Annotated in this window: 9 protein-coding genes; 6 read left to right on the top strand and 3 right to left on the bottom strand. The window is 37.7% G+C overall.

Annotation, left to right across the window (positions count from 1 at the left end; translation table 11 throughout):
• The first annotated feature begins 68 nt into the window (after positions 1–68).
• From BAOM_RS11755 to BAOM_RS11735, 5 genes are all read left to right on the top strand, one after another.
• The gene (locus tag BAOM_RS11755; RefSeq protein WP_127760434.1) at positions 69–1,337 is read left to right on the top strand and encodes a mechanosensitive ion channel family protein; all 1,269 of its coding nucleotides are present in this window, start codon (positions 69–71) and stop codon (positions 1,335–1,337) included.
• Between the two features lie 1,067 nt (positions 1,338–2,404).
• Positions 2,405–3,703, top strand: coding sequence for a Glu/Leu/Phe/Val family dehydrogenase (locus tag BAOM_RS11750; RefSeq protein WP_127760433.1), 1,299 nt, complete (start codon positions 2,405–2,407; stop codon positions 3,701–3,703).
• A gap of 365 nt (positions 3,704–4,068) precedes the next feature.
• Entirely contained in the window at positions 4,069–4,305 is a 237-nt protein-coding gene (locus BAOM_RS11745; protein ID WP_127760432.1) for a helix-turn-helix domain-containing protein, read from the top strand.
• A gap of 313 nt (positions 4,306–4,618) precedes the next feature.
• Complete coding sequence (locus BAOM_RS11740; RefSeq protein ID WP_127760431.1) at positions 4,619–5,143, top strand: acyl-CoA thioesterase; 525 nt, start codon at positions 4,619–4,621, stop codon at positions 5,141–5,143.
• 180 nt (positions 5,144–5,323) lie between these two features.
• Positions 5,324–6,304 carry a glutaminase gene (locus tag BAOM_RS11735; protein ID WP_127760430.1) on the top strand — a complete coding sequence of 327 codons (981 nt, stop codon included), beginning with the start codon at positions 5,324–5,326 and terminating at the stop codon, positions 6,302–6,304.
• Positions 6,305–6,578: 274 nt separating this feature from the next.
• Here the strand turns inward: BAOM_RS11735 and BAOM_RS11730 are convergent, their stop codons facing one another.
• The 3 genes from BAOM_RS11730 to BAOM_RS11720 all read right to left on the bottom strand — a co-directional run bounded on the left by BAOM_RS11730 (position 6,579) and on the right by BAOM_RS11720 (position 10,219).
• On the bottom strand, positions 6,579–8,372 hold the full coding sequence (locus BAOM_RS11730) for an IS1182 family transposase (protein WP_164853203.1): 1,794 nt from the start codon (positions 8,370–8,372) through the stop codon (positions 6,579–6,581).
• A 147-nt stretch (positions 8,373–8,519) separates the two neighbouring features.
• Positions 8,520–9,953: an alanine/glycine:cation symporter family protein gene (locus BAOM_RS11725; protein WP_127760428.1), complete on the bottom strand. Its 1,434-nt coding sequence runs from the start codon at positions 9,951–9,953 to the stop codon at positions 8,520–8,522.
• Positions 9,954–9,982: 29 nt separating this feature from the next.
• Positions 9,983–10,219 carry an asparaginase domain-containing protein gene (locus BAOM_RS11720; protein ID WP_252282391.1) on the bottom strand — a complete coding sequence of 79 codons (237 nt, stop codon included), beginning with the start codon at positions 10,217–10,219 and terminating at the stop codon, positions 9,983–9,985.
• Between the two features lie 546 nt (positions 10,220–10,765).
• On the opposite strand from BAOM_RS11720, the gene BAOM_RS11715 reads away from it, so the two are divergent.
• On the top strand, positions 10,766–12,082 hold the full coding sequence (locus BAOM_RS11715; RefSeq protein ID WP_127760427.1) for a sensor histidine kinase: 1,317 nt from the start codon (positions 10,766–10,768) through the stop codon (positions 12,080–12,082).
• The last annotated feature ends 1 nt before the right edge of the window (position 12,083 follow it).

The raw sequence follows: 12,083 nt of genomic DNA, 5'->3' as shown, positions 1-12,083 counted from the left end.
AGAATTGACAGTTTAGATACTTTACCCGTAAAGTTGCTTATGATGCACATTAAAACGGAGGAGAACAGATGCAATTCATTAATAATCTACTTCTGGATATGGAACTAGATCCTAAATTAGTAGAATATCTTTCGATTATAATCAAGACTCTGCTTATAGGGCTTATCTGTATCGTAGCAAATTTTATTTCAAAGAAAATAGTGATCAGGCTCATTACTCGTATCGTTACAAACTCCAAAATCAAGTGGGGTCAAATCATTTTGGAAAGAGAAGTTTTCCGAAAGTTATCCCATATTGTTCCTGCGGTCATTATTTATTCGTTTTCTTCAACCTTTCCAACCTATCAATCAACTATCGAGAAATTGGCCATTGCCTATACGATTATTGTAGGGTTAGTGTTTATACGAAGCTTACTAAATGTATGTAATGATATTTATCAAACCTTTGAAATATCCAAGGTTAAGCCTATTAAAGGATATATTCAGGTGGTTAACATTATTATCATGACTCTCGGGTTCATCTTAGTTATCTCGAACCTAATGGGAAAGAGTCCTCTTATTCTATTAAGTGGTATTGGTGCTCTCTCGGCTGTTTTGATGTTAGTATTTAAAGATTCGTTATTAGGACTAGTGGCAGGAATTCAGTTGACGTCCAATGATATGGTTCGGGTTGGTGACTGGATTGAAATGCCAAAGTATGGAGCAGATGGTGACGTTATTGATATTTCTTTAAATACCGTACAGGTTCAAAATGGGGACAAAACGATTACGATGATACCAAGTTATGCCCTTATTTCCGATTCATTTAGAAACTGGAGAGGAATGCAAGGTTCAGGCGGCCGACGAATCAAGCGCTCTTTGTACATAGATACCAGTAGTATCACGTTTTGCACCGAGGAAATGATTGAAAAATTTATAAAAGTTCATTACCTTTCAGACTATATTATTCAAAAGGAAAGGGAAATTACTGAGTACAACACCAAAAATGAAATAGATAGGAACAATCCTGTGAATGGTAGGGCCCTTACTAATATCGGTGTTTTTAGGGCATATATCAGCAATTACCTCAAAAATCACGACGGAATCAATCAGGATATGCCCTTAATAGTTAGACAGCTAGCACATAGTGAATACGGGTTGCCTCTAGAAATTTATGTATTTACAAATTCCGTACAGTGGGCAGTGTATGAATCTGTGCAATCTGATATCTTCGACCATCTATTTGCTGTTGCACCAGAGTTTGGACTTAGAGTATTCCAGAATCCATCTGGGGCTGATGTAAGAAAAATGGCAGAAGAATCGAGCAACAAAGCCTTGAGTGGCGAAAGAAGCTATTGAAATAATCAATCACCAAAACAAAACCGACTGTTTTAAATAACACAGTCGGTTTTTCTAATTTAAGAGACTACTTTGGTAGCCCTTTATACCTGTCTTTTGTAAACTTTTGTATGTATTTCTTAAGCTCAGGCATTTCCGCTTCTCTGGCTATTCTTATGGATAATTCAATATCGTAATGAAATATACCAATTCATTATAACGGCATTAATTATAGCTCACAAAAGACTCACCAACATCCCATGTGTCGCCACATATAATCTGGACATGTGGAGTGCTGTTCACTACTTGTAAGGAACGATTAATAAGAAATGTAACAGTGAGGTAAAGAGCCTTTTCATTTAGAAAGGCTCTTTAGTGTTATGAAGGTATATAAGTGTAGCAGTAACTGAATATATACTTGGCCATCTGTAGTGGTGAAAGAAGAAGCGAAGTGTAGCAAGGACAAAACGGTTCTGGTGCAAATATTTAGAGGACAGATAAAGGAGCAAAAAGTTTTCTAGTGGAATCCATTTTATACTGGAAAAAATAGTTGATAAATGAAATTGATTTGGGACAGACTTCTTCTCTTGAAGGGTTTGTCCCTTTTTCATCTGTATCAGTATGTCCAGGATTTAGAGATTACTTGGAATTTTCTTGAAGTTTTTGCGCTAGAACTGAACCGATTGATATGTATAACAGTCATTTTTTAAACTTATAATTTTTTTTGTAGTTATTTGTAGTTTTTGGTTAAATTCCGTAGTTCTTGTTATAAATTAAACCAAACTTTTCATTGGAACAAATATGAAGACGTTTAACAAGTTTTATGTTTTGTAGTTTTTAAAATATTTTTGAATGCACTTGCCTAGTATTGTAATGTTTAACACTTGGAATTCTAGTTGATAGTTAACTAGAGCAAAATAGATAAAGTAGCTAAGGATTCATACTATCTTCTTTACTATCCAGCTGTTCTTCTAAGGAGGTGGGGTATTTTCCGAAGAGGGTTACTCTAACATTAGATAAAATCAGAAAAGAATGGAGTCGCAAAATATTTTCATATAAAACAACTTATAACATAAGAGGTGTAAAGAATGACAGTGACAGTACCTGTTAATAGTGATCATGTTCAAAAGCTAGAAAGTACGCAAAATGAAACGTTAAATTTATTAAATTCCACTCAGCTCATTATAAAAGAGGCGGTTCAGAAGTTAGGCTACAACGATGAGATGTACGAGTTACTAAAAGAACCAGTTAGAATCCTCACGGTACGTATCCCAGTTCGAATGGATAACGGTTCCATTAAAGTGTTTACCGGCTATCGCTCTCAACATAACGATGCAGTAGGTCCTACGAAAGGAGGAGTCCGCTTCCATCCTGAAGTAAATGAAGAAGAGGTAAAAGCATTATCTATTTGGATGAGTTTAAAGTGTGGCATAACAAATCTTCCTTACGGCGGAGGAAAAGGTGGTATTATTTGCGATCCTAGGAACATGTCGTTTGGGGAGCTGGAGAGATTAAGCCGCGGGTATGTTCGTGCCATCAGCCAAATTGTCGGCCCCGCAAAAGATATTCCAGCACCGGATGTGTATACGAATTCTCAAATTATGGCGTGGATGATGGATGAGTACAGCCGTCTTCGAGAATTCGATTCTCCTGGATTTATTACGGGCAAACCGATTGTTTTAGGGGGCTCACAAGGCCGTGAAACAGCAACAGCACGCGGCGTCACGGTTTGCATTGAAGAAGCGGTAAAGAAAAAAGGCATGGACTTACAAGGTGCACGCATCGTGGTTCAAGGCTTTGGGAATGCGGGAAGCTTTCTGGCGAAATTCATGCATGATGCAGGGGCGAAAGTGATTGGGATTTCGGACGCGCATGGGGCTCTTTATGATCCGGAAGGGCTTGATATCGATTATTTACTTGAGCGACGCGATAGTTTTGGAACCGTTACCAATTTATTTACTAATGTCATCACGAATCAAGAATTACTCGAAAAGGAGTGTGACATTTTAGTACCGGCTGCCATCTCAAACCAAATTACGGCACAAAATGCCCATCGTATTAAAGCATCGATTGTAGTGGAGGCGGCAAATGGACCAACAACCCTTGAGGCTACCAAAACTTTAGATGAAAGAGGAGTTCTCCTGGTACCAGATATACTGGCAAGTTCAGGTGGTGTCACTGTTTCTTACTTTGAATGGGTTCAAAATAATCAAGGATATTACTGGTCAGAGGAAGAGGTGGCTGACAAACTGCGAAAAGTCATGGTTGATTCTTTTGAAACGATTTATCAAACCTCACAGGCCCATCAAGTGGATATGCGTTTAGCAGCCTATATGGTTGGAATAAGAAAAACGGCTGAAGCTTCACGTTTCCGTGGATGGGTATAAAATGTAAATCACTCTACCAATCTATTAAAAAGGGTTAAAACATACTCTTTTAATTGGATGGAATTCTTCATGTGGTTAATCACTGTCCGTTCAAAGAGCAGTATTATAATGTTTGAGTTTGACGCTGAAAAAGAAGCCGTCAGTTTCCTGGTTATCGTAAAAAAGCTTTGGAAAATCTAGAATCATTATTATTAGAAGGTTAAAGCTTAATAAAATAGGTTTTTGGAAACGATTTCTCAGTAGGAAAGAGCCTTGGCTTCATACTTAGAAACCAAAAGAGAGTCCTTAAAGAAATGGCCCTGTTAAAGATTAGTGTTGATTTTCTTATTCAATTAACGGTGCAGGATAGTTGAGGAGGTTTATGTATGGCTTGGTTTTCATTAGAAAAAAGACGATCGAAGTTTGGGCAGTTTTTAGATAAGCACGATTTAACGCAGCAGATTGTAGTCACAAAAAGCGGAGTTTCTCGCAATACAATTAGCAGACTGTGTCAGCCGAAATATGAAGAAGGACCGACAATGAAAAATGCCAGGAAAATTATAAAAGCTCTTCGGGATATTACCGGAAAAGACATTGATTATGATGATCTTTGGAGTATGTAATGATGTTAGACTGTAAAATCAAGAGCGTTGAAAGAAATGCTTTTTTAAAGTGGATAGAAAAAACTTTATTTAGGGATAACGTGCTTTAGACAACCAGGCTTGTATAGGTTCTCATATAAGATTATTGGATAGGGAATACCATTATTTGAAGGCATTCCCTAAAATTTTTACTATTTTTCAACATTAACATTTAACACAGCCAAAGAAATAAAAATGTTGGATTCCTATTGACGAGCATGTAGGATTGGAGCTAATTTCCAGAATGGAATAAATATAACGCTAACAGATTGATATGTTTTAGGGAGATATGTTTATGAAAGCAAAATATTGCAAAGAATCACGAGTGATACGAACAAGCCGTGTATTCCCAAACGATGTAAATAATCACAATACGTTATTTGGTGGTCGGCTAATGAGTCATTTGGACCAAGTTGCATCAACCTCTGCAGCTCGTCATAGCCGAAGAGAATGTGTAACTGCATCAACAGATTCAGTTGATTTTTTACATCCTGTTCGACCAACAGATTCCGTCTGCTTTGAATCGTATGTAACATGGACAGGTACATCATCCATGGAAGTGTTTGTAAAAATTATTGCTGAAGACTTAAAAAGCGGTGAGTGTAAAATTGCAGCGACTGCCTTCTTAACATTTGTGGCACTTGATCAGCATAAACGCCCAACAAGTGTTCCACAAGTTATTCCGGAAACCGAAGAAGAGAGAAAATTACATGAAACCGCACCAGAGCGGACAAGAATGCGTAAAGAACGGAAACAAAAAAGTAAAGAGTTGACCGCATTTTTAACGCTGAATTATCCTTTGGAGCAATATAGCCTATGATTTGTTAGATTATGGTGCAGAAATCTATAAATTTTGGATATGCTACATCTTTTGATCATCACTTATCAATCTATGAGAAAAGGGGATAGTCTTGACCTTGTTTTTTGCATTTTATTGTCTGTTCCCCATAGAGAAAAATTTATACTGTATAAAATTAATGGGATGGAGGAATATGGTTAAATGATAAAGGAGCATAACGTTCAGGTTGATAGTCAAAGGAAAGCTTACTTAGATGAATGGGTAATACATTATCGCTCCTATGCTACTAAAGGACAAAACGCCACTTATATTCCTGCTTTAGGAAAAGTAAATTCATCGCAATTAGGCATTAGCATAATGGGGTCAGATGGAACAATGATAAAGTCAGGAGATTGGGAAGTCCCTTTCACCTTACAAAGTATATCAAAAGTGATCAGCTTTATAGCTGCATGCTTAGGTCGAGGTATTTCTTATGTGTTAGAGCGGGTTGATGTGGAACCGACTGGAGATGCTTTCAACTCAATTATTCGTTTAGAGATGCATAAATCAGGAAAGCCTTTTAATCCTATGATTAATGCAGGAGCGATTACGGTAGCTTCACTCTTGCCAGGAAATTCAGCACAAACTAAATTAGAATTTCTTTACGCATTAATCGAAAAAATGATAGGGAAACGTCCAGCTATCAATGAGGAAGTGTTTCACTCTGAATGGCAAACAGCCCATCGCAATAGAGCCTTAGCTCACTATTTAAAAGAGACCGGTTTTTTAGAATCGGATGTAGAGGAAGCCCTAGAGGTTTACCTGAAACAATGTTCTATCGAAATTAATACAGAGGATATAGCCTTGATAGGATTGATTCTGGCACATGATGGATATCATCCTATTCGTAAAGAACAAATCCTACCTAAAAAGGTGGCTAGATTAACTAAAGCCTTAATGCTTACTTGTGGAATGTACAATGCGTCTGGCAGATTTGCTGCTTTCATCGGATTGCCAGCTAAAAGTGGAGTGTCCGGAGGAATTATGGCAGTTGTCCCTCCAAGATTGAGAAGGGAACTGCCGTTTCAAGATGGATGTGGTATTGGCATATATGGGCCAGCCATTGATGAATATGGCAATAGTTTGCCAGGCGTGATGTTATTGGAACATATCGCACAAGAATGGGATTTAAGTATTTTTTAAAATCATGGCAAGCAAAAAATGTTCAGACATCGTGCTGAACATTTTTTGTCATGTATTAACGGGCAATAAAATTCTTGCCTTTATATAAAAGAAGCGTTAGCGAGGTGAACGGCCCTGCTTGATTTACGTGTACGCACAAAATGAAAACGGACTTAACAAGTCTTCTTTCATTTTTCTTTCACAGTGACTTTCGCTGTTCTCGGCTTTTCTGTTCTTACATCTTGAATGGCTAAAAAATATTCGTATGAGTATTTGCCGAGAGATTGGCAAACACTCATAAATAAACAATGGGGCTGTCTAATAAGTCCCTAAAATAAAACAAGTAGAGAAAAACGAATTGTTTTTCTCTACTTGTTTTTTGTTTCCCCCTGTTTTTTCCTGAAAGTAGCTGGTGTAGGCCGGCCACTTTCAGGAGATTGTGTGCCATGGCCACGATGCCAAACTCCGTTTGGACTTTCGCCAAGCTTCGTAGCGAAAAGCGACGGAACGACCGATTGCCCTTGATATGACCAAAAACACTCTCTACCTCGATTTTTCGTCGCGCGTAGATTTGTGCACTTGGTTCAGACCAAAGGCTCACTTTTGCTTTCGCTTTTAATTCTTCATATACTGGATTGTACTGTACTTGGCGATTCCCTTGGGCCTTCGGACATTGGGATTTTAATGGACAATCCGAACAATCTTCACATTCATAGACTTTGAAGTCGCGTGTAAATCCGTTTTTATCCGTTCGTGTCGAGTAGCGTTTGAATAAAACCTTGCGGTTGTTTGGGCAAGTATACTCGTCCTTGTACTCATCATAGGCCCAGTTACTCGCATGACGAATGTCTTTTTTATAGCTGCGTTTTTGTTCGGTTAGAAACGTGTTGTATGGAATTAAGGATTCAAATTGTTCGTCCAATGAATAGATATAGTTTTCTTCACTACCATAGCCGGCATCTGCGATGACGTTTTTTGGGAAAGGTAACGATGTATTTTTCAATGCCTCGATGTGCGGCTTAAAACAACGGGTATCCGTTAGACGTTGATGCACTGTATAGAATAGGACAAATTGATTTTCTGTAGCCATTTGAATGTTGTACCCAGGCTTCAATTGACCGTTGTTCATATGATCTTCTTTCATTCGCATAAATGTCGCATCTGTATCTGTTTTTGAGTAGCTATTTCGATTACCAAATAACGCGTTTTGTTGCTGATATTTCACTAATCGTGGGCGGAAGTCTTCGTTTACTAATCTCAGTAATTTCTTAAACGGGCTGAGTGCACGACGTTTTTCTTTTCGTATCACGGCGTCAGTTTCTTCTTGAATCGCTGTTGTTTCTTCCGTCACTTTTTTCACGAGAACTTCTTCTATCTGCGTTAATTTTTGCTCTGCTGTTAGCTCAGACATTTCGTCCTTTACATGCAGTTCTTGTCCTTCATTGTCTGTAATACTTTGAATTTCTTGGTATACTTCATCGATTTTCTTTTGGAGCGTGGCTTCAAATTTCGTTGTCGCCTTTTTCCAAACAAATGTGTATTTATTTGTATTCGCTTCGATTTTCGTACCATCCAGGAAGTAGTTCTCCATTGTGATGTGCTTTTGTTCTATTAATTGATGAATCATTTCCTCAAATAGCTTCGGAAGAAGCTTTCCCATTTGTTCTGTACGGAATCGATTAATTGTTCGATAGTCTGGTTTTTGTAATGCTGTGAGCCACATCATTGGAATATTTTCCTCTACCAGTTTGGCGATTTCACGGCAGGAGTACACCTTTTGTGAGTATGCATATAGGATCACTTTTGTCATCATTTTTGGATGATATGAACTTCGGCCACCACCTCGATATTGTTCGAAAAAAACCACATCTTCAATTGATTCAATCATTTGGTCGATGACACGCGCCACGTGATGAGGCGGAATGAGTTCTTGTATATCAAAAATTATGGTTGATTGTTGGTTGTTGTATGGAATAAATGTTGGCGTTAGCTTTCGTTCTCTGGAAACGACAGTTTCCTCTTGAATTGCCAGTGGAAGAGAAGTTTGTTCAGTGTTATAATTTTCATTAGTAATCTTTGGATTGCACATAAAAAATCGTCCTTTCTGGGTTTGTTGGTGTGGTAACTTACATTCTACTAGAAAAGACGATTTTTTTATATTCATTTGGTGATACGAAAAGAGGGCTGCCCTCAAAAGTCATTTTTTAATGACTTTTGGGACAGCCCCATTGTTTATTTAGATAGCATCTTCTTTTTTGGAAGGTGAAGCAACTTGAGAGCGATCCCAACATTCAATGTTTTCAAGACCTTTAATACTGTCTTTATAAAAGACGGGATCTTTACCAGCCTTTTTCTGTTTCATATAGTCTGTTAAAGCAGCGAAAGCTACTTTTGATAATAAAAGAATGGCAATTAAGTTCACGATAACCATGAAGCCCATAAATAAATCAGCCAAATCCCATACAAGTTGAATCTTTGCAACTGAACCGAATATAATCATGGCTAATACGCTTGTTCGGTATAGCATCAACAATGCTTTACTTTTGTGTAAAAAGCGAATGTTTGTTTCCCCATAATAATAGTTACCAATTAACGCGCCGAATCCAAATAGGAAAATAAAGATGGCAAGGCAGCCTGATGCCCAGGAACCAACGTGTTCACTTAATGCTGCTTGTGTAAGTGCAATACCATTTAACTCTGGTTGTTTGTAAGCATCGGAGAATAAAATAATAAATGCTGTGCTTGTACAGACGATCAGTGTATCCGTTAATACGCCAAAGGCTTGAATAAGTCCTTGTTTCACCGGATGACTTGTCGTTGCCGTTGCGGCAACGTTTGGCGCACTCCCCATACCCGCTTCATTCGAGAATAAGCCACGTTTAACTCCATGCATGATCGCAGCGCCGAGTGAACCGCCTACAGCTTGTTCAAAGCCAAACGCGTTTTTAACAATAAGAGAAAGAACTTCCGGCAGTTGTGTTATGTTCGTAACGATGACAAATAATGCAATACCGATGTATAACACAGCTAAAAGCATAACCTTGTATTCAGCTACTTTTGCAATACTCTTCACACCGCCAAAGATAATCGCAGAGAAAATAAGTGCCATAATAATCCCCAGGGTTAAACGATCTGCACCAAATGCATTCTCAAAAGCAATCGAAACGGTATTTGATTGTACAGAATTGAATACAAGACCGAAAGAAATCGTAATTAAAATGGAGAATAATACTCCCATCCAACGTTTGTTTAATCCTTTTTCCATATAATAAGATGGACCGCCGCGGAAACCGTCTTTATCTTTTACTTTGTATACTTGTGCTAACGTACTTTCAATAAAGCTGGATGCTGCGCTAATAATAGAAATAATCCACATCCAGAATACCGCTCCAGGACCACCCAATGCAATCGCAATCGCAATTCCTGTGATATTACCTGTTCCAACGCGAGCCGCCATTCCAATACAGAACGCTTGAAATGGGGAAATGCTATCTTTAGAACTAGTTTTCCCCTCCATTAAAACACGGACCATTTCCTTCAACATTCGAAATTGTACAAATTTCGATTTAAATGTGAAATAAATACCGAATGAAACTAGCATAATAATCAATAACTTTGACCATAGAAAATCGTTTGTTGTGCCAAGCATATTTTCCAGTAAATGCTGCATATCGTCACCTCTTGTTAAAGTTTAGTAATTCATGTTGAAGCAAATAAAATAGATAAATTGACCATTACGGCATTGGTATTGAACGTACAGGAATCTATGCGTGCCACCTGCTCAGTAGAAATGTTAGCTGTGTTTTTTAGTACAGGAACCGCTACTATCAGTTGATCTGGAGTTAGGACACCAGCTTGATAGCCAGTGGTTTGGGTCGAAATAGAACCAGTTCCGGCGATGGTACCGCCCGTTGCCAGAATTTTAATGTTAGGCAAGTTTTTCTTAATGGGACTGGTTGTAGCAACTGCCGTAGTCTATTTGGCTTCAACAGGATTTAATGCATAAGTGTAAAAGAGACGGTAATAATCTCCGAAGACATTAACGCCAGTGCGGTGAGAGCAGCCTATTTCTTTGTAGTTAGTTTTTTCATTAGAAGTTCCTCCATTAACGTGTGATTAGTAAAAATCATTAAGCGCTTTCATATTTGTCCATTAAAAATAAAAACGTAGGTTTAATTTAAAATAGGAGCTACAGAATTATACGTAAAACTACAAAAAACTACGGAAAAAAAATTAAAATTTCTAAAAATAAATAAAAGCAGGACTTTTTTTACAAATTCTGGTGCGAATATTATGGACAGAAAAATAGATTGTTTGCTGCCATACTTGGTACAAAGCCTTTTAGATTAGCAGTATGAGTACGTTACGTCCAAGTTGGGTGGATTTCTTATAATCGAATCCGTAATTTTTTTTCGAAAAATAAAGTAAGCGTTGTATTAAGGTGAATGAGGCTGTATACTGATTTTCAGTCAAAATGGGGAAGTGATTAATTTGAATCTTAGCACGTTAGTGAAAAAAGATATCTATATTCTTGTTCTGATGATGGTTACTGTGCCATTAGCTGGCGAAATAAAGTCTTTCCCCTTAAATGAGACGTTTCGAATGAGTTTTGGTGCACCAACATTTTTCTTCTTTTTGTTATTGTTACGGAGAATGCCAGCATTTTTACCGGGTTTTTTAACAGGAATGGTGGTTGTGGAATTTCGTATCCTGTTAGGCTTCATCATGCAGGAGGATTTTGACTGGACATCTTCTTTCCAGGCCCACTATCCTAGTTTTTTCTTTTATTTCACTTATTCTTGTCTCTTTTATTTAGCAAAAATCAATCGCTTTCACCACCAACCTTTAATGGTTGGATTTATTGGCTTCATAATTGAAATATTGTCTGACTGTGTGGAATTAATCATTCAATATTTCGTATTAGAAACAACGATTACACTAGCGGCATTGAATGAGATAATCGTTATCGCATTTTCCCACAGTTTTATCGTTCTAAGCTTTTTCAATATGATGAAGTTGTATGAAGCACAGTCGAGGGAGAGACACATTAGAAAACAAAATGAACACATGCTTATGCTCATTTCCAATTTATACGAAGAATCGATTCATTTAAAGAAGACGTTGCAAGATGCTGAAAATATAACCAAAAAATCGTATGATCTATACAAAAGCTTAGACAGTTTAGAAAATGAACAACTGAGCTTTCCGGTCGAGGATTTCCGACGACAAGCATTGAAAATTGCTGGTGAAGTCCATGAGGTTAAAAAGGATAACCAACGTATTTTTGCTGGACTCTCCAAGCTGATTTCCGATGAAAGTTTTACAGATTATATGTCCATACATGAACTGGCAAACATCATCGTACGAGCAAACGATAAATACGCCCGTTTACTAGGGAAAGACATCCAATTTGTGTACACGATTGATGGCACACATCCTCATTATCATATTTACACCATTCTATCGATCATTAATAATGTCGTTGCAAACGCTGTAGAAGCCATCAAAGATACAGGAACCATCACAATTGACATTGATAAGAAGCATGATTCGGTTGAATTTCGGATAGGAGATAACGGTCCTGGTGTTGCATCGAAGGATAAAGAATTAATTTTCAAGCCTGGGTTTACTTCTAAATATGATCTTAATGGTAACCCATCGACAGGAATTGGATTATCGTATGTAAAAGAAATGGTCGAAGAACTTGAAGGTGATGTTACGTTCCAGGACAGACCGGAAGGAAAAGGATCGATTTTCATAATTCGATTATTGGTTGATCATTTAATTGAGAAAGGGTGAT

The organism is Peribacillus asahii (assembly GCF_004006295.1).
GTDB lineage: Bacteria > Bacillota > Bacilli > Bacillales > DSM-1321 > Peribacillus > Peribacillus asahii_A.
This window is presented reverse-complemented; position numbering and strand designations above follow the sequence as displayed.

Excerpts from the sequence above, each read along its gene's own strand:
- BAOM_RS11755 (WP_127760434.1), top strand. The coding sequence starts at position 69 with ATGCAATTCATTAATAATCTACTTCTGGATATGGAACTAGATCCTAAA.
- BAOM_RS11750 (WP_127760433.1), top strand. The coding sequence starts at position 2,405 with ATGACAGTGACAGTACCTGTTAATAGTGATCATGTTCAAAAGCTAGAA.
- BAOM_RS11745 (WP_127760432.1), top strand. The coding sequence starts at position 4,069 with ATGGCTTGGTTTTCATTAGAAAAAAGACGATCGAAGTTTGGGCAGTTT.
- BAOM_RS11740 (WP_127760431.1), top strand. The coding sequence starts at position 4,619 with ATGAAAGCAAAATATTGCAAAGAATCACGAGTGATACGAACAAGCCGT.
- BAOM_RS11735 (WP_127760430.1), top strand. The coding sequence starts at position 5,324 with ATGATAAAGGAGCATAACGTTCAGGTTGATAGTCAAAGGAAAGCTTAC.
- BAOM_RS11730 (WP_164853203.1), bottom strand. The coding sequence starts at position 8,372 with ATGTGCAATCCAAAGATTACTAATGAAAATTATAACACTGAACAAACT.
- BAOM_RS11725 (WP_127760428.1), bottom strand. The coding sequence starts at position 9,953 with ATGCAGCATTTACTGGAAAATATGCTTGGCACAACAAACGATTTTCTA.